Annotated in this window: 23 protein-coding genes; 9 read left to right on the top strand and 14 right to left on the bottom strand. The window is 67.5% G+C overall.

Translation table 11 applies throughout. The features are described from left to right. The 12 genes from KILIM_RS08980 to KILIM_RS08925 form a co-directional block, all read right to left on the bottom strand. A partial coding sequence (locus KILIM_RS08980) for a helix-turn-helix domain-containing protein (RefSeq protein ID WP_006592349.1) occupies positions 1-242 on the bottom strand: 242 nt, incomplete at its 3' end. A gap of 92 nt (positions 243-334) precedes the next feature. Beyond that, positions 335-949, bottom strand: a complete 615-nt coding sequence (locus KILIM_RS08975; RefSeq protein ID WP_006592348.1) for a peroxiredoxin family protein — start codon at positions 947-949, stop codon at positions 335-337. Continuing rightward, positions 946-1,905: a cytochrome c biogenesis CcdA family protein gene (locus KILIM_RS08970; protein ID WP_006592347.1), complete on the bottom strand. Its 960-nt coding sequence runs from the start codon at positions 1,903-1,905 to the stop codon at positions 946-948. Before KILIM_RS08970 ends, KILIM_RS08975 begins: the two co-directional genes overlap by 4 nt. 1 nt (position 1,906) lies before the next feature. Next, positions 1,907-2,140: a glutaredoxin gene (locus KILIM_RS08965; protein ID WP_217997079.1), complete on the bottom strand. Its 234-nt coding sequence runs from the start codon at positions 2,138-2,140 to the stop codon at positions 1,907-1,909. Positions 2,141-2,383: 243 nt separating this feature from the next. Continuing rightward, positions 2,384-2,722: a heavy-metal-associated domain-containing protein gene (locus KILIM_RS25440; protein ID WP_006592345.1), complete on the bottom strand. Its 339-nt coding sequence runs from the start codon at positions 2,720-2,722 to the stop codon at positions 2,384-2,386. A gap of 198 nt (positions 2,723-2,920) precedes the next feature. Further along, entirely contained in the window at positions 2,921-3,349 is a 429-nt protein-coding gene (locus KILIM_RS08955; protein WP_006592344.1) for a hypothetical protein, read from the bottom strand. 85 nt (positions 3,350-3,434) lie between these two features. After that, entirely contained in the window at positions 3,435-5,801 is a 2,367-nt protein-coding gene (locus KILIM_RS08950; RefSeq protein ID WP_006592343.1) for a heavy metal translocating P-type ATPase, read from the bottom strand. Between the two features lie 29 nt (positions 5,802-5,830). Continuing rightward, a complete protein-coding gene (locus KILIM_RS08945; RefSeq protein ID WP_006592342.1) occupies positions 5,831-6,436 on the bottom strand; it encodes a DUF305 domain-containing protein in 606 nt (201 codons plus the stop codon). A gap of 114 nt (positions 6,437-6,550) precedes the next feature. Then, complete coding sequence (locus tag KILIM_RS24355; protein WP_169330750.1) at positions 6,551-6,703, bottom strand: hypothetical protein; 153 nt, start codon at positions 6,701-6,703, stop codon at positions 6,551-6,553. A 264-nt stretch (positions 6,704-6,967) separates the two neighbouring features. Further along, positions 6,968-7,843 (bottom strand): F510_1955 family glycosylhydrolase, encoded by an 876-nt coding sequence (locus KILIM_RS08935; RefSeq protein ID WP_006592340.1) that lies wholly within the window; start codon positions 7,841-7,843, stop codon positions 6,968-6,970. Then, positions 7,840-9,345, bottom strand: a complete 1,506-nt coding sequence (locus KILIM_RS08930; RefSeq protein WP_040562761.1) for a multicopper oxidase family protein — start codon at positions 9,343-9,345, stop codon at positions 7,840-7,842. The genes KILIM_RS08935 and KILIM_RS08930 overlap by 4 nt, the downstream gene beginning before the upstream one ends. Before the next feature lie 28 nt (positions 9,346-9,373). Next, positions 9,374-9,613 carry an SHOCT domain-containing protein gene (locus KILIM_RS08925; protein ID WP_006592338.1) on the bottom strand — a complete coding sequence of 80 codons (240 nt, stop codon included), beginning with the start codon at positions 9,611-9,613 and terminating at the stop codon, positions 9,374-9,376. Between the two features lie 168 nt (positions 9,614-9,781). Here KILIM_RS08925 and KILIM_RS08920 point away from each other — a divergent pair, with 168 nt between their 5' ends. From KILIM_RS08920 to KILIM_RS08885, 8 genes are all read left to right on the top strand, one after another. Further along, a complete protein-coding gene (locus tag KILIM_RS08920) occupies positions 9,782-10,498 on the top strand; it encodes a response regulator (RefSeq protein WP_040562759.1) in 717 nt (238 codons plus the stop codon). Next, positions 10,495-11,619, top strand: a complete 1,125-nt coding sequence (locus KILIM_RS08915) for a sensor histidine kinase (protein WP_006592336.1) — start codon at positions 10,495-10,497, stop codon at positions 11,617-11,619. The genes KILIM_RS08920 and KILIM_RS08915 overlap by 4 nt, the downstream gene beginning before the upstream one ends. Positions 11,620-11,944: 325 nt before the next feature. Continuing rightward, positions 11,945-12,352 (top strand): hypothetical protein, encoded by a 408-nt coding sequence (locus KILIM_RS08910; protein WP_006592335.1) that lies wholly within the window; start codon positions 11,945-11,947, stop codon positions 12,350-12,352. Positions 12,353-12,599: 247 nt separating this feature from the next. Then, complete coding sequence (locus KILIM_RS08905; protein ID WP_006592334.1) at positions 12,600-12,854, top strand: type II toxin-antitoxin system Phd/YefM family antitoxin; 255 nt, start codon at positions 12,600-12,602, stop codon at positions 12,852-12,854. Next, complete coding sequence (locus tag KILIM_RS08900; protein WP_006592333.1) at positions 12,854-13,288, top strand: PIN domain-containing protein; 435 nt, start codon at positions 12,854-12,856, stop codon at positions 13,286-13,288. The genes KILIM_RS08905 and KILIM_RS08900 overlap by 1 nt, the downstream gene beginning before the upstream one ends. A gap of 141 nt (positions 13,289-13,429) precedes the next feature. Then, positions 13,430-13,675 carry an AbrB/MazE/SpoVT family DNA-binding domain-containing protein gene (locus KILIM_RS08895; protein WP_040562757.1) on the top strand — a complete coding sequence of 82 codons (246 nt, stop codon included), beginning with the start codon at positions 13,430-13,432 and terminating at the stop codon, positions 13,673-13,675. Further along, on the top strand, positions 13,659-14,084 hold the full coding sequence (locus KILIM_RS08890; protein ID WP_174316823.1) for a type II toxin-antitoxin system VapC family toxin: 426 nt from the start codon (positions 13,659-13,661) through the stop codon (positions 14,082-14,084). Before KILIM_RS08895 ends, KILIM_RS08890 begins: the two co-directional genes overlap by 17 nt. Positions 14,085-14,146: 62 nt before the next feature. Beyond that, the gene (locus tag KILIM_RS08885; protein WP_006592330.1) at positions 14,147-14,644 is read left to right on the top strand and encodes an FBP domain-containing protein; all 498 of its coding nucleotides are present in this window, start codon (positions 14,147-14,149) and stop codon (positions 14,642-14,644) included. A gap of 43 nt (positions 14,645-14,687) precedes the next feature. Here the strand turns inward: KILIM_RS08885 and KILIM_RS08880 are convergent, their stop codons facing one another. Next, on the bottom strand, positions 14,688-15,044 hold the full coding sequence (locus KILIM_RS08880; RefSeq protein ID WP_006592329.1) for a UBP-type zinc finger domain-containing protein: 357 nt from the start codon (positions 15,042-15,044) through the stop codon (positions 14,688-14,690). A 137-nt stretch (positions 15,045-15,181) separates the two neighbouring features. On the opposite strand from KILIM_RS08880, the gene KILIM_RS08875 reads away from it, so the two are divergent. Beyond that, the gene (locus KILIM_RS08875; protein WP_006592328.1) at positions 15,182-15,553 is read left to right on the top strand and encodes a bleomycin resistance protein; all 372 of its coding nucleotides are present in this window, start codon (positions 15,182-15,184) and stop codon (positions 15,551-15,553) included. Between the two features lie 26 nt (positions 15,554-15,579). Here the strand turns inward: KILIM_RS08875 and KILIM_RS08870 are convergent, their stop codons facing one another. Then, complete coding sequence (locus tag KILIM_RS08870) at positions 15,580-17,379, bottom strand: ABC transporter ATP-binding protein (protein ID WP_006592327.1); 1,800 nt, start codon at positions 17,377-17,379, stop codon at positions 15,580-15,582.

Raw genomic sequence — 17,379 nt, 5'->3', positions numbered from 1 at the left:
GGCTCATCGGCCAGGCCGGCCAGCCCGTTGGCCTGATACCGGCCACGCCACTTCAGCACCGTCGCCTTCGAGGTCTGAAACCGCGCCGCGATCCGCTCGTTCGCCTCCCCGTCCGCGGCCGCCAACACGATCCGCGCCCGCAACACCTGCCCCGCACGAGCAGCCGTCGAGCGGTGCAACCGCTCCAACTCGCCCCGATCACCCTCCCGCAACATCAACGCCGCCGCCGCACGATTCGCCATGCCCCATCATCCCAAACGCAAACCGTTTAGCAACTAACGACACGCTCCACTAGGCGCATCCTGCCGTCGAGATGCGCTCCACTCTGTCAGGGTCACAGTCGGGATGTGGCCTCGCTCAGGAGAGTGGCGGGCTCGACCCACATGGAGGGGTAGTTGCCCTGCCAGCGCTGGTTTCCGTCCTTGTCGATGAGGACGAAGCCGTGTCCGGGCAGGCCCTTGTGCATGCCCTTGTCGAGGGTGTCATACGCCTTGGAGACGGTGCCGTCGTCGAGAAGGTAAGGCGTCTTGACTCCGAATCTGTCCATGTCCGGCTGGATCTGTGCCGCGGTGTTCATCACGATCGGCAGGACGACGATTCCGGACTTGGCGAAGTCGGCGTCCTTCTCGATGGCGGCCATCTGTTGGGTGCACGAGCCGCAGCCCGCGCCTTCGTTGAAGTAGAGGATGACGGGGTTGCCGCGGTAGTCCGACAGGGACACGTTGGTTCCTGCGGTCGTGGGGAGGGTGAAGGCGGGCGCGATCTTCGTGGTCGCACCCTCGGTCGTGGTGGGGCGGGCCTGCCACAGACCGAACGCCATGAGGCCCAGCACCGCGATGGTGGCAGCCAGGACGAGGGCTCGTCGGGTGAGTCGGCGTTTGCGCTGTTCCTGCTGGACGGCGTTCAGGCGCGCTTGGCGCGCGCTGGTGTCGTGCTGTCTTGTGGTCATTGTCCGCTCCGGCTCGTAGGTCGTTCGGTGTGGTGGCAAGCGGCACTGTCTGAGTCATAGGACGCGCTTTGGCCGTGTTTCATCGGTTCAGGGTCGTTCCGGTCGTGCAGGGTGAACCAGACGAAGACGCCAGCAAGAGCGAGCAGGGCGAGCCCGAGGACGGGCTCGGGGACCGGCTGGGTCCATTCGAGGACTTGCTGGGCGAACGTGGTGAGGTTCTCTGCGGCGGTTTGCTGGAACCAGGTGCCGGAGCCGGTCATGGTGTCGGCTCCGGCAAGCGAGATCACGCCGATTCCCATGAGGGCGAAAGCCCCTGCGACTGCCAGGTTGATCGTGTTGGTGTGCAGGGTGTGCTGTGCAATCCGCAGCTGGACCGGCCTGGCTTGGCCCCATCGACGATGACGCAGGCCCGCGGCGTCCCAGAGCAGAGCCATCAGGAGCAAGGGGATGACCATGCCGAACACGAATGCCAGCCCCAGGAGCGTGCCGCCGACAGGGTTGGCGGACAGGGCGGAAAGGGTCATTACGCCGACGAGGACAGGGGCGCAGCAGCTGGAAGCGATGCCGGCGAACACACCGAGGCTGAAGAAGGTGGCCGAGTCGGCGCGCGTCGCATCCGGTGCGCGCAGCACACTGGGCATGGACCACATTCGTCCGGTCAGCGCGAGCAGCCCCAGGCCGATCATGAGCAGGCCGCCCGCCCAGTACAGCTGCAGGTGGTAGCGGGAGATGGCGCCGGCGATGAGGCTGACGCCCAAGGTGATGGGCACCAAGACCAAGGCGAGCCCAGCTGCGAAGACCACGGTGAGCGGAAGCAGTCGCCACCGATTGTTCTTCACGGCTGCGGCGAGGTACGAGGGGGCGAGGAAGACGATGCAGCAGGGAGCGAACAGCGCGACAGACCCGGCGAAGAAGGCTGCCAAGATGCTTCCGGTCGCCAGCAGCTCGCTGCCCATGTCAGACCGGGCTTTCCAGGACGCGGTCCAGTTTGCCCCTGGAGAGGCGCCCGCAGCTCAGGAGCCGGTCGTCGAGCAACACCATCGGGAACAGGGGTGGACGGTGCCGGGCAATCAGCGATTCCCCCTGGGGGGATTGCATCTCGACGACGGTCAACTGGAGAAGGCCTTGTTCTGCCCGCTCGGTCAATAGCGTGTATGCGTCCTCGCAGAGGTGGCAGGCGGGTGCGGTCACGAGCGTGACTCGGCGGCGGGGATCGTGGTGTTCGCGGGGCCTCACAGTTCCGAGGCTGCGCTCAGAGGGTTGAGAGCCGCTCATGGCTGGGTCAAGGTTTCGTGTCGGTGCCTCCCGGCCGCCTTGTACACGCCGGGCACGGGATTGTCGGCACGGATCCGGCGGGCCACTTGATACCGGTGTTCGTGGAGGCAAAGGGCCCTTGGCGGGGGCGGATCCGTCCCCGGCGGTTGGTGGGCCGGTTCACCGATTCTCGCTCCGGAGGGGACGGCAGCTGAAACCCACGGACTCGATGGCTGACGTCACTTCGACCCGGGTCAGGGGGTGTTGCCCGACCACGAGCACGGGTGTGGACCGACGACGGGCCGTCTCGACGACGGCCTTCGTGACTCCGTTCAGTCGCAGCAACGTCTCGGAGACGCGGGCGTTGCACCGCTCGCAGTGCATTCCTCGGACGTCCAGTAGCCAGGTGCGCAGTGTTCCTGGGTCCCGGGTGCGCCGGGAAGGCTTGGGCTGCGCCACGTCCGAAGAGGCCACGCGGCCGAGGTTGGTTGGTGATGCGCTGAGCCGATCAGAAGTCATGTCTAGAGCCTGATCCGACCGGCGTGTGAATCCGGTCAGGGATGCGTTAAGCAACAGTGTTGATTGCCGGTTTCGGAGCCTGCGCTGGAAGAGGAGCCTCGTGTCGGGCAGAGCGGCACGCGATCACGACCCTGAGATACGTTCGCCGGCGCCCCACACTGCGTCCGACGTGGCTGGTAGGGGATGCGGGTGGGGCGTTCAGTGGTGGCTGCCGTGCTCGGGCGGGAGCGTGACGGAGGGCGCTGGTGTTGGGGAGTCACCGCTGGTGAGGGCAGGTCCGACGACGAAAGCGGAGAGCGCGAACATCGCGGTGAAGGCGAGGACGCCCAGAATGGGGGCCCATCGGGTGCGGAAGCGTCGGTGCAGGCGCCGGAACAGGGGGATGCTCAGTATCAGACCGACCAGGTAGAGCATGAAATTGCCTGCGGCGCCGGTGATGAGGGCGACACCGGCCAGCAGTCCGATGTGGTGGACCAGGTGCGGAAGGAGTCCGAGTGCGACGCCGATGGCGGCCTTTACCCACGCCCACGCCGAGGTGAGCCGTCCTCGAGTTCTGGAGGGCGGCTCACCGGGCGCGTGGCTGCGAGGCGGCGGGGTGTCGAAGTCGGCGGCAGATGCTTCGGGCATGCCAGAGGTTCCCTTCGTGCCGTGCCTGGAGTGGGTGGGTTGCCCGGGGCGTGCGCCGAGCCGCTCGTTCGGGGTGGCCGGCGAGTCAGGTGATGTTCTGGGTGCGCAGCCGCAGGGCGTTGGTGATGACGCTGACGCTGGACAGGGCCATGGCAGCCGCGGCGATGATCGGAGACAGGAGAAGTCCGAAGACGGGGTAGAGGACTCCGGCGGCGATGGGGATGCCCAGTGTGTTGTAGATGAAGGCGAGGAAGAGGTTCTGGCGGATGTTGGCCATCGTCTTCTCGGACAGGCGCCGTGCCCGGACGATGCCGGTGAGGTCGCCCTTGAGGAGGGTCACGCCGGCACTTTCCATGGCGACGTCGGTGCCTGACCCCATCGCGATGCCGACGTCGGCTGCCGCGAGGGCTGGGGCGTCGTTGATGCCGTCCCCGGCCATGGCGACGACGTGACCTTCGGCGCGCAGCTTGCTGACGATGTCGCTCTTGTGGTCGGGTAGCACCTCGGCCTCGACGCGGTCGATTCCGAGGGTCTTGGCCACGGCGTGAGCGGTGACGCGGTTGTCGCCGGTGAGCATGACGACGTCGATGCCTTCCTTTCGCAGGGCGCCCAGTGCCGCTGGGGTGGTCTGCTTGACCGGGTCGGCGATGGCGAACAGACCGGCGGGGTGCCCGTCGATACCGATGTGAATGACGGTGGCCCCGTCCGCGCGGAGCTCATCGGCACGTCCGGCCATTTCCCTGGTGTCGATGTCCTCTGAGGTGAGGAAGGTTGCGCTGCCGATGACGACTCGCTCGCCGTCGACGGTGCCGAGGACCCCGCGCCCTACGGGGGAATCGAAGTCGGTGACGTCGGGGATGGTCAGCTTCTTCTCGTTGGCGGCGGTCACGATGGCTTGGGCCAGGGGGTGCTCGGAGGCGCGTTCGACCCCCGCCGCGATGCGCAGCAGGTCCTCTTCACCGCGCCCGTCTGTGGTGACGATGCGGGTTACCGTCGGTCGGCCTTCGGTGAGGGTGCCGGTCTTGTCGACGACTAGGGTGTCGACCTTCTCCATGCGTTCGAGAGCCTCGGCGTTCTTGATGAGGACTCCGAGGCCGGCGCCGCGCCCCACTCCGACCATGATCGACATGGGCGTGGCCAGGCCCAGGGCGCAGGGGCAGGCGATGATGAGGACGGCGACGGCGACGATGAGGGCGTGGGCGAGTCTCGGGTCCGGTCCGACCAGTGCCCACACGATGAACGCGACGATCGCAACGACGATCACGACGGGCACGAAGATGCCCGAGACCTTGTCGGCCATGCGCTGGATGGGCGCGCGGGAGCGCTGCGCCTCGGCCACCATGGCCACGATGCGCGCGAGCATGGTGTCGCGTCCGACCTTCTCGGCGACCATCACGAGCCCGCCGCTGCCGTTGATGGTGCCGCCGATCACGGTGTGGCCGGCTTCTTTGGTCACCGGCATCGACTCACCGGTCACCAGTGACTCATCCACGGCCGACCTGCCCTCCTGGACGGTGCCGTCGACGGGGACGGCCTCGCCGGGACGGACCCGCAGCCGGTCCCCGAGCTGGACCTGGTCCAGTGGGACCTCCTCATCGGTGCCGTCGTCGGTGACGCGGCGGGCGGTCTTCGGGCTCAGGTCGAGCAGGGCCTTGATGGCGCCGGAGGTCTGCTCACGGGCGCGTAGCTCAAGGACCTGCCCGAGGAGCACGAGGGTGGTGATGACGGCCGCGGCCTCGAAATAGACGTCGACCGTGCCGTCCTGACTGCGGAAGGAGTCGGGGAAGATGCCAGGAGCCAGGGTGGCGACGACGCTGAACAGCCACGCGATTCCGGTGCCCATGGCGATGAGCGTGAACATGTTCAGGTTGCGGGTGCGCACAGACGCCCAGCCGCCGGTGAAGAACGGCCAGCCTGCCCACAGCACAACGGGTGTGCCGAGCACCAGCTGCAGCCACACGGAAGTCGGACCCGGGATCGACTCGTGCAGCCAAGGAATGAAGTGGCGGCCCATCTCGAGGATGACGATGGGGATGGTCAGGGCGGTGGCGATCCAGAACCGCCGGGTCATCTCGGCCAGCTCCGGGCTGGGTCCGCTGTCGGCGGTGATGGTGACCGGTTCGAGCGCCATCCCGCAGATCGGGCATGATCCGGGAGTGTCCCGGCGGATCTCCGGGTGCATCGGGCAGGTCCACTCGACGGCGTCCGAGATGTGGGAAGGATCGGCCTTCGACGACAGGTCAGTCGTCTCGTCGGACACTGCCGGCGTGGTGTACTTCGCCGGATTCTTGGTGAACGAGGCGCGGCAGTGTTCCGAGCAGAAGTGGAACTGACTGCCCTCGTGCTCGACGGTCAGGGCTGTCGAGGGGTCGATGGTCATACCGCACACCGGGTCGCGGACGAGTTGTCCGGTCACTGCTGAATGTCCGGTGTGATGGTGGTGCTCGGTCATGGCGTCTCTCGATTCGGCGTGCCTGCGGGTCAGAGCAGGCTCTGCATGGTGGCGATCTCGGCCTTCTGGGCCTTGATGATCGCCTCGGCCAACTGCTTGACCTCCGGGTTCTGGGTGGTCGCCAGGACCTGCTCGGCCATGGTCACGGCCCCTTCGTGGTGGCTGATCATCTGCGTAATCCACGTGCGGTCGAAAGCCGCGCCTTCGGCGGCCTTGAGCTTGTCCATGTCGTCGGCGCTCATCATGCCGCTGCCGTGATCCATGCCCGGGGGCATGGAGGTCTGGGCTCCCCACGAGCTCAGCCATCCCCGCATGGTCGCGATCTCAGGGTCCTGGGCCTTCTTGATGTCGGCGGACAGTTCCTTGACCTTCTCGGAGGCACTCGGCTTGGACAGGGCCACGTCGGCCATCTCGATCGCCTGCTGATGGTGGGGGATCATCATCTGGGCGAACCTGACGTCGCCGTCTTTGGCGTCGACCGAGGCGCCGGCGGTGGCGCTGCTGGTCATCGGGGTGGCCTTGTGGTCCATGCCGGGCATGGAGCTCTCGGTGGTGTTCGAGCAGGCAGCAAGTGTGCCGACGGTCAGCGTGCCGGCCGCTGCGAGCAGCGCGACGCGCTTGGTGAAACTGGCCATGGGGGATCTCCTGGGGGTGCGGTGGTCCGATCGAGACGAGATTTCGCCACCCACGTCGTGGTCTTACCGCCGTGGTGTTGAGATTTGGTCAAGATCACGCGGATGGCGGCGTCGCTAATGCTTGTGGCCCCCGTGGCTGCCGTGGTTCATCCACAGCATCATGGCGCCCATCATCCCCAGGCAGGCGAGGGCGTACAGGAGCCCGCCGAGACCCAGTCCGCCAGTGGCCATGAGAGCGCCGACAAGGACGAGCATGGGCAGGCACATCAGCCACATCATCCATCCGTGGGAGTGGCCTCCCCCCGAGGGAGGCTGGCTCCTAAGCTGGTCCGTCGGCTGTGTCGGCTGGTCCGTCGGTGCGGCGGGCGGTGCAGGGAACGGGGCGTAACCGTGGTCTGTGCTTTGTCGCTGGAACTTCATCTGGTCTCTCTCCTTCGAGTGGCTCTGGATTTCTTGCCTGGACATCTCCAGGGTTCGGCCTCGGCGTTGTGACGACATCCAGGTCAGGTGAAGGCTGCGTCAAGATGCCGGCTACTCGGCGAGGATCTGGGTGGTCGCCCCGCCATCGAGGGTGCGGATCACCTTGTCGTCGACGACGGCTAGGACCTCGACCTGCCGGTCCGCGGTGCGCTGCGCGTGCAGGGCCTCGGCCATCCCGATGGTTTGGGGGTGCAGCGTCCAGGTGTGTCCGGCGTCGGTGCTGGTGGCCAACCGGCCGTTGGTGGTGGCAATGACGGCGGTGGTGTCGTCGGCCCATGCCGCCAGCACCGCGAGCTCGGGCGGTGCGAGCTCGGTCCAGGTCTTGCCGTCGTCGGTGCTGGTGAGCAGGCCGGAGCTCGTCGGGGCGAGCAGAGTTCCGGTTCGCGGAGCCGCCGCCAGGTCACGTGGCGGTGAGGGGATCGCGTGCTGCGTCCAGGTGCTGTTGTCAGAGGTGCTTCGGAGCGCACCGTCGAAGCCGGTGACCGTGCCGGCGGCGACTGTCAGGGCGTGGAAGTCGGACTGGCCGCCTCGTGAAGCAACCCGCCACGACGCGCCGCCATCGTTGGAAGTGATCAGTCCGACCGGTTGTGGCAGGTCGGTGCTGAGGCCGGGGTGTCCGGAGGCGAAGAAGGTTCCGTCCGCTCCGACGGCAAAGCTCATCAGGTCGATGACCGGTCCGTTCTGGCGCAGCTCCCCGTCAACCTGCCGGAAGAGCCCCTGGTGGGTGGCCAGCAGCAACTCTCCGCTCCTCGGATCTCTGGCGACCCCGTGGATGTGCGTGATGGCGATCGGCGGCTGGGTGCTCCCCCTGGTGGATGCGGCGGCCCCTGCTGGGTTTCGCACGTCTGCGTCGGCGCACGCCGAGAGTGTCGCGAGAGCGGCGAGGATCGACCCCACGACCAGGACGCGCCCGGGAAGACGTCTCATGCCGTGTAGTTGAGGGCGATCATCATGCCGGCCTCTGCGTGGTAGATGTTGTGGCAGTGGACCATCCAGTCCCCGGCATTGTCTGCGTCCAGATCGAGGGCGAACGACTGCATCGGGGCCATCAACACGGTGTCTTTCCGCAGTCCTGACGGCAGCGCGAAGGTGTGACCGTGCAGGTGCAGCGGGTGGGTCATCATCGTCAGGTTGCGCGCGTCGATCCGCAGCCGCTGTCCGGCCTTGACTGTCAAAGGCTCGTTCTCGCCGAACTTGGCGCCGTTCATGCCCCACCGGTACGGCTTCATCGAGCCGTCGAGAGTGAGCTGCGCGACGGCGTCCGGCTCGCGGGCGGACAGCTTCGCGGATGCGGCCGGCTTGAGTTCCGAGCCGATCAGAACCTGCCGGCTCAGTTCTTTGGGGCTGGTGTCCGCTCCGGGAGGGGTCCCACTTCCGGTGCGGACCAGGGCCATGGCCTGGCCGCCACTGGTCTTGCCGAACGGCCTGGCCACGAAGGGGAAGACGCCGTCTTTGAGAGTGACGATCGCGTCGTAGCGTTCGCCCATCCCGATGTAGAGCGCGTCGACCTCGGCCGGTTGCACTGGCCACCCGTCGGTCTGGGTGACGGTCAGCCGGTGGCCGCCGAGGGCGACGGTGAAGATCGTGTCGGATGCGGCACTGATGATCCGCAGCCGGACACGCTGCCCGGGTTTGGCCGTCAGCACCTCCGGGTCGGTGGGTGGCCGCCCGTTGATGAGGAACAGGGGGTAGGTCACGTCACCGGCATCGCCCCACGGTGCGGCTCCCATGTTTCCCATGGAGCCGTGGTCCATGCCACCCATGCCGTCCATGCCGTTCATGGGGCCGGTGGACTGGCCTGCATCGCCGACAAGGCTCTTGAGAACTTCGTCGGGGGTGGTTCCGGTGCCGTCGATCCAGTCGTCCAGGACCAAGATCCACTCGGCGTCGTAGGCACCGGGCTCTGTCGGGTCGTCGATGACCATCGGGGCGTAGAGCCCGCGGTCGAGCTGAACGCCGACGTGAGGGTGGAAGAAGTACGTGCCGGGGTCAGGCGCAGTGAACTCGTACGCGTACTTTGCACCGGGTCGGATGGCGTCCTGGGTCTGGCCTGGGACTCCGTCGGCGGCATTGTGCAGCCGGATGCCGTGCCAGTGGATCGTGGTCTCGGCCGGGAGTTGATTGTCCAGAGTGACGCGAAGGAGGTCTCCCGCCGTCGCCCGCACCAGTGGTCCCGGCGCCGTGTCGCCGTACGCCCAGGTCGCCACCGAACGCCCACCCAGATCCAGGGTGGCCGGCTTGGCCGTCAGCGCCTTCTCGACGACTTTCTGACCGGCCGATGGTGTGACAGGGCTGGGTGCACCGAACGTCGGCGTTGGTGGAGCGCTGGTGGCACCGCGGGTTCCGGTGCATGCGGTCAGAGTGGCGGCCGCTGCCACCCCCAGCCCTCCGAGGAGAACGTTTCGGCGGGTCGGTCTGTGCGTGGTCATGGTGCCTTTCGTGGGATCCGTGGGTATGTCAGTGGCCGTCGACCAGGAGGCGTCGCCGCTGCTCGTACTCCTCCGGGTTGACCTCTCCCCTGGCCAGTCGCTCCCGCAGGAGGGTCAGCGGGTCGGGACGCGTCGTGTCGCCTTCCTTCTCCCGCCCCGGGAGCAGCGCCCACACGGCCATGAAGATGACGACCCAGAACGCCAGCGTTCCCGCCCCCATCGCAAGCCACATCCACCACGTCATGCCGAAGCCACTTCCCCACATCATCAGCGGGCTCCTTTCCGGTCCGACCGGACGTGAAGACGCCCGGCACGATTCAGCCTCCGGCCCCGGCGTCAAGGCTCGACCACCGTGAGGTTCAGGTTTGACGAAGATGCCCGTGGGGTGGCGGCAGGGCAGCTGCCCGCCTGAGGTGCGTGGGTGAGACTGGCAGGTGTGAGTACGACAGCATCTGACGCTCCGGTGACCGTCCTGGTGATCGAGGACGAGCAGACCCTGGCCGGCATGATCGCGGCCTACCTCTCTCGGGCCGGCTACCAGACCCTGGTCGCACACAGTGGGCCCTCCGGGGTGGAGTTGGTGCGCGAGTCCCGACCGGATGTGGTGATCCTCGATCTAGGACTACCCGGCCTGGACGGCATCGAGGTCTGCCGTCAGATCCGTACGTTCACCGACTGCTACGTCATCGTGGTCACAGCCCGCAAGGACGAGATCGACACCCTCATCGGCCTGTCCGTCGGAGCGGACGACTACGTCACCAAACCCTTCAGCGTCCGTGAACTGGTCGCACGCGTCCAAGCGGTGCTGCGCCGCCCTCGGGCCGGCTCATCGGCGCAGACCCACGCCCAGCCCGCGTGGGTTTTCGGTGAGCTACGGGTGGACTCGGCCGGCCAGCAGGTCCACCTGCGCGACGAGCCCGTGGCACTCACACCCACCGAGCGTGACCTGCTGATGGTCTTGGCGGCGCGGCCGACCATGGCGTTCTCACGCCGCCAACTCATCGACGAGGTCTGGGGTGGCGGCTGGGTCGGTGACGAGCACCTCGTCGACGTCCACATCGCCCACCTGCGCAAGAAGCTCGGTGACAACCCCGACAATGGCCGGTACATCGTCACAGTTCGGGGCATCGGCTATCGGATGGGCCGAGGATGACCGCCACACGTAGCGTGAGTCGACTATGGCCCCGTGGTCTCGCCGGTCGGCTTCTCGCGGGTCAGGCCATCGTGCTGCTGGCCGGCGCTCTGACCGCGGGACTGGTCGCCACCTTGGTGGGGCCCCCGATCTTCCACGAGCATCTGCTTCAAGCCGGCCACCGGGAGAACGCGCCCGAACTGGTGCACATCGAGATGGCATACCGGGATGCCTCGCTCATCTCCGTGGGAGGCGCCCTGCTCATCTCCCTCCTGGCTGCAACCACAGTGAGCTGGTTCCTGACCCGCCGCCTACGTGAACCTCTCGACCAGATCAGCGGCGCCGCCCGAGAGCTCTCCCGAGGTCACTACGGCACCCGAGTGCCGACACTTGGGGCGGGCACCGAGCTGGAGACCCTCGCCCAGACATTCAACGCCATGGCCGTACGCCTCGAAGGAGTCGAGGACACACGGCGGCGCATGCTCTCCGACCTCGCCCATGAGCTGCGCACACCCATCGCCACGCTCAGCGCCTATCACGAAGGCTTGCATGACGGGGTGGCTCAACTCGGCCCGCAGTCCCGCTCCGCCCTGACCGAGCAAACCGACCGGTTGGCACGCCTGGCCGACGACATCGACGAGGTCTCCACCGCCGAAGAAGGCCGCCTCGCACTCGATCTGCAAGAAACACCGCTGAGCAGTCTGCTGAGGGCCGCTCACGAAGGCATGCGAGACCGCTACGACGAAAAGGGCGTGAATCTCATGGTCGACACTGACTCCATCGCCGATGTGCACGTCCGCGTCGACCGCAACCGCATCGGTCAGATCCTCACCAACCTCCTGGCCAACTCACTCCGACACACCCCACCCGGAGGCACCGTAACCATCCACGGCGGCCGCAACGATCATGAGGCAACGATCACCGTCGCCGACAACGGCGACGGAATGACCCCCGAACAGCTCGCTCACGCCTTCGAACGCTTCTACCGAGGCGACTCGGCCCGAACTCGAGACCGCACCGGCTCCGGTATCGGACTCACGATCAGCAAGGCCATCGCGGACGCCCACGGCGGCAGTCTGTCCGCCGAGAGCCCGGGACTAAGGCAAGGTGCTTCGTTCACGGTCACGCTAGCCCTCAACTGAGCCAGCAAGTCCGTCACATGACGTGGGCATCGACTTGCAGAAATGGACAAGATACTGAGACAAGTCCAGTCTCACGCTCCTGTCGCAGCCCAGGTCAGCGGCCCCCTGATACGACAAGTAGCGCGCGATCCTACATGCGGCTCGCGTGCCGAGGCACAGCCCCTCGACGGTCGCGCTCTCTGCCGAGGGTTGCGGTTGCAACCGCACCGGACGGCAGGGAGCGCAACACTCGACGCGCCGAAGTCTGGCGCGCCGAGGCACTGCGGCTCCTGCGACGCTGGCTGCATGTCGATGAGCCCCCTGTGGGCCATCTCTCGCCGTCACTGTGGCGCGTTCTCGAGGACCACCTGCGCCGGCACTCACCGACGCCAGCGGTACGTGGTGCCATCTGGCAAGGAGGGCCGAGATCCACCAGCAGCCGCCGGACTGGCAGTCACCCTGGGTCGCCCTTGAGTACGACCGCGAGCACCTCCTGTTCGAGGGCACCCTGGACGACGTCCTCGACGAGCCTCCCGGCTGGGACCACGATCATTGGTGGAATCCCGCCTGGGCCTACCTGTGGGCCATCGACGAGTCGTGGCTGACAACCACCGGCATCGACGCCTACAGCACCTACGTCCTCGGGCCACTCCCACTCATCGACGACATCCTCGCCGACGAGCGCCTCATCGCCCATCGCGTCGACCGCGACGTCCCACTGCCCATGCCCACCGCCCCCGACCAGGAACCTTAGAACAGAGATCCACCAGTGGCGGGCGGAGAGGGCGCACTTCTCCGCGGACGAGCTGTGAGCTTGCTACGTACTCGCGAGGCGGGCAGCCGTGGCCGACTCGTCTCGCTACAGGTCAGCGGCCCACAACAGCACCTGCATCTCGAGACCGTAAGAACTCATCGACCAGGGAACGTGGACACCGTCCGAGGGGCGTTGTATCGTGAATGTGTACACGTGATGTACACAAAATGATCGCAGGAGAGTCGGGATGTCTGCAGCACGAGTGGGGATACGGGAATTCCGCGCCGGCCTGGCCGACTTCGTCGACGACGACGCACCCGTGGCAGTGACCCGCCACGGACGGACGGTCGGCTACTTCATCCCCGTCAAGGACGACCGCACGGCCGAGACCGCCACCCTGCGCGCGGCTGGCGAGAAGCTCGACAAGTTGCTCGCACTGGCTGATAGTGAAGTCGACACGCTGGTCGAAGACTTCAAGGAGCGTCGCAGGGCGGCTCGGTAGTGGCGGCACGCGGCCTGGTCTTGGACGCAAACATATTGGTCCGTGCCGTCCTCGGCAGACGGGTCAAGGAACTCATCGCTACGTACGCGCCCCACATCGACTTCGTCTCCCCGACTATCGCCTACGAAGACGCCGAACGGCACCTTCCCGAAATCCTGACGAAGCACGGTCGAGCACCCGAGGTTGGACCTGCCCTCGATTTCCTGTTCGCGCTCCGACGGACGGTCACTGCCGTACCGGAGGAGGCCTATGAATCCCAGAAGGTGACGGCGTTGGCCCGCATCGCGCAGCGAGATTCTGACGACTGGCCGGTCCTTGCCACAGCGATCCTTCTGCGTTGCCCCATCTGGACCGAAGACAACGACTTCTTCGGCACAGGGGTACCGACGTGGACGACTGATCGCGTCGAGCTCTACCTGAAGAACACCGATTAAGGCTGAGGCCAGCCGACAAGCCGGTCGCCTGCGATTCGTGGCGCGTGACGGAATCTCAGGGTCGCCACTGTGCCGGGCCCAAAGCTCCTGCAGGCGGGGAGCGTCATCGTATTGAGCCCTCTGAATGGTATCGTGGATGGCATGCTGGCATCGCTGGATAAAGCGGGACGCGTGGTTATCCCCAAGGAGGCCCGCGATCAGCTGGGGCTGGGCCCCGATGCCCAGTTCGAGGTGACCTTGACCGGGGACGGCCTGCTCCTCACTCCCCTGCGCAAACCGAGGCGACGCATCGTGGACGTCGACGGCTGGCCGGTCATCGAGGCCGTTCGCGGGGTGGCGGTCACGGACGCCGACGTTCAGCGCTGGCGAGATGATGGCCAGCGCTGAGGGGTGGGCGGTCGACACCAGCGTCGCCGTTCCCGCGCTGGACGCAGGGCACGCCGCCCACGGCCCGTGCCTGGCAGCGGTGCGCGCACACCGTCCCGCCCTCGCCGGTCACGCGGCATTCGAGGTCTTCGCCGTCCTGACCCGGCTTCCCGGGCAACTGGCAGTCGACCCCGCAGATGCCGCCTCCCTGCTTGATCGCGTTTTTCCCGAGGTGGTGTGGCTGTCGACGGACGCCTCAGCGGCGCTGCGACCCCGACTTGCCACGATCGGCATCATCGGTGGAGCGGTGTACGACGCCCTCGTTGGGGAGGCTGCCCGCACCAACGCGCGACGCCTCCTCACCCGGGATCTGCGCGCCCGGCGCACCTATGACTTGCTGGGCGTCGACCACGAGTACGTCGGTCCCTGAGAGCACCCGGAGGGCCCGAACGAACTCGCAGGGTCGACCCGGCTGACAGAAAGAGAGCGCACATGACCCCGATCACGCCGGAGGCGATCCGGGCGGGATTCGTCAATGCGTCGAAGCGGGAGGCGGCCAAGGCGACGCTGCCGGCGCTGGACGACATCGACTTCGAGCACCGGGAGTACCTGGGCTGGCGGGACCCAAAGCTGCCGGAGACGGCGTACCTCGCGCTGGAGCTCGATGGTGAGCTGCGGGTCGTGCTCCTGCATCGGGCCAAGGAGCCCGCGGTGCGCCGCAAGAAGATGTGCGTGCTGTGCGAGGACGTCGTCAATACCGACGACGTGAGCATGTACTCGGCGGCCTTCGCGGGGCCGGCCGGGCGCAAGGGCAACACGATCGGCACCTTCATCTGCACCGAGTTCATATGCTCGGCCAACGTGCGCCGACCGCCGACGTTCGAGGCCGGGGGCGTCGACGAGGAGGCGCGGCGCGTCATCGTGACCCGCCGCATCGACGGCCTGCGGGAGCGCTCGGCCAACTTCGTCAACCAGGTACTCGGCGGCTGAGCGCCCGCCCGGCCTCAGGCCGACTCGACCAGGTGGACGTCGATCAGTGGATGTGGTCGCGCCAGTCGTCGGGGACGCGGCCCTGCGGGCCAGGCACCGGTTGGTCGTCCGGGCGGCTCGTCGGTTCGGCCAACTTCGGGCCGCGGACGAACTCCTCCGTGCGGTAGTCGTACATCCAGTTCTCGCCCGGCTCGTAGCTCTGCACGACCGGGTGTCCGGAGGCTCGAACGTGGGCCGAGGCGTGCTGAGACGGAGAGGAGTCGCAGCAGCCCACGTGCCCGCACTGGGCGCATCGCCGCAGGTGGACCCACCACCCGTCGGTCTCCAGGCATTCCACGCAGCCGGGCCCCGAGGGTGCTGCGCTCGGATCGATTCCCGTCGTCGACGGCTCGTCGCTCATGCCGGGAGCCTAGTCACAACCCGCGTCCCATCGCCTGTTCCTGCAGCCGCCGGCTCAGGTGAAGACGGCGAACCCGGCCAGGGAACGCACCCGGCGAACAACCGCTTGCACGCTCCAGCCCGACATAGGCTGGCTCGATGACGACTGCCGACCTGGCGAAGCTCGTGAGCTCCGCCGCTGTTCTGCCGGTCACCGACGTCGACCGCTCGATCGAGCACTACCGCGCGCTCGGCTTCGAGGTCACCAAACTGACGCCCGAGTACGGCGCGGCGGAGCGCGGCGGCGTCGCCCTGCACCTGTCGCTCATGCCCGAGCTGGACCCACTCTCGGGCGCTGGCTGCGTCTACCTGTACGTCGACGACGCCGATCGGCTCGCGCGGGAGTGGGCGGACGCAGGCGTCGGGCGCACGGTGGCCCCCGTCGACACGGACTACGGACTGCGCGAGGGCGCGCACCTCGACCCCGACAACAATCTGCTGCGTTTCGGAGCGCCTCTGCCCAACAGCTAGTGCGGAGAGCCGGAGGACAGCTCGGGTCACGGGCCCGACGGTGGGTGCGCGTCCTGGGCGATCCGCAGGGCGGTGACGAGTTCGGCGTAGAGCTCATCGGTGGCCAACAGTTCGGCGTGCGTGCCGACGGCGCGGACACGGCCCTGGTCGAGGACGATGATCGCGTCGGCATCCATCACGGTCGAGAGTCGGTGGGCGATGGTGATGACGGCCCCCCGCTCGGCTTGCCGCCGGATGCCCGCGGCGACCGCCGCCTCGGTGATGCCGTCGAGTTGGGCGGTGACCTCGTCGAGCAGCAGCAGTTCGGGGTCAGCCACCAACGCCCGGGCCAACGCGATGCGCTGGCGTTCACCGCCAGACAGCACCGCCCCGGTGACCTCGGTGTCCAGGCCCTGCGGCAGCGAACCGAACCGGTCCGTCAGCCGGACGGCCTCCAGCGCCCGCGCCACCGCCTCCGGGCCGGCGTCGGGCGCGGCGTACAGAAGGTTCTCGCGCACCGTCCCCGGCACCAACGGCGTGTCCTGTTCGACGTAGGCCAGGCGTCGGCGCAACTCCCCCAATGGCCACTGCTCGAACGGTCGACCGTCGAGCGAGATCGAACCGCTCTGCGGCGCCAGGAACTTCAGCAGCAACCCGAAGATCGTCGTCTTGCCCGCACCGGAGGGGCCGACGATCGCCACGTGGCCGCGGCGCGGGACCGTCAGTGACACCCCGTCCAGCGCCCACGGACCGGCAGGGTCGTAGCGAAAGCGCACCTCCCGCAACACCAGCGCCGCTGCATCGGTGCGGGCCTGCGGTGCCACCGCGGCGGGCTCGTCGACTTCGATCGGCAGCGTGGTGACCTCGTGGATCCGGGCCGCCGCGGCCAGGCCGGACTGCAGCGCGGTCATCGCCATCGTCAGCATCATGACCGGCATCATCAGTTGGAACAGGTAGAGCAGGAACGCGATGAGCGTCGACACCCCGATCTCACCGCTGGCCACTCGCCAGCCGCCGACGCCCAGCACGATGAGGACCGCCAGGTTGACTCCCGCTCCGGTGATCGCCCAGGCGACGTTCTCCAGGCGCACCGCCCGCACGGCCAACCGCGCCGACCGACTCGCGTGGTCACCGATCCTGCTGGCCTCGCGCTCCTCGGCGCGACTGGCCTTGACGGGGCGGACCGCGCGCAACACCCCTTCGAGCCGGCCACCCATCCGGCCGACCTCGGCCTGCGCCTCGCGCTGCGCCCGAGCCAGCGGCGGCATGAGTGTGGCCGCGGCGATCCCGACCAGAATGATCACCGCCACGGTCGCCAGCAGCAACGGCACGTCGAGAAAGGCCATGAGCAGGATGGCCCCGACGAGCGCCACCACGCCGTTGATGCCCTGCACGATCGTCGTGGTCGTCGCCTCCCGGATGAGGAGGGTGTCGGAGGTGACCCGCGCAACCATCTCCCCTCCGGAGCGTTGCGCCAGATCGGTCACCTTGGTGCGCAGCAGGTGGCGGACCATGCCGGTGCGAGTCGCCAGGATGATCCGCTCGGCCAGGGTGCCCAGCATGATCCCCTGAATGAGGCCGATCACCGTGCCCGCGACTAGCAACACCCCGAGGATGATGACGGGGGTCGCCAAGGATGCCCCGATCTCCAGTCGGTCGAGAACCGACTTGGTGACCAGCGGCGTGGCCAACTCCATCGCCGTGCCGACGAGCCCCAGCGCCACCCCGATCGCGAGCATCCCGCGGTGCGGGGTGATGTAGGTCGCGAGCAGCCGCAGCGTGGTCCGCATCGGCAGGTCCGGCGTGGCCCCCGGATCCGGGCTGTTGTCGGGGAGTGCGTAACTCAT

The organism is Kineosphaera limosa NBRC 100340 (genome assembly GCF_000298215.1).
GTDB classification, from domain to species: domain Bacteria; phylum Actinomycetota; class Actinomycetes; order Actinomycetales; family Dermatophilaceae; genus Kineosphaera; species Kineosphaera limosa.
The sequence above is the reverse complement of the archived record's forward strand: the minus strand, read 5'-3'. Positions and strand labels throughout refer to the sequence as shown.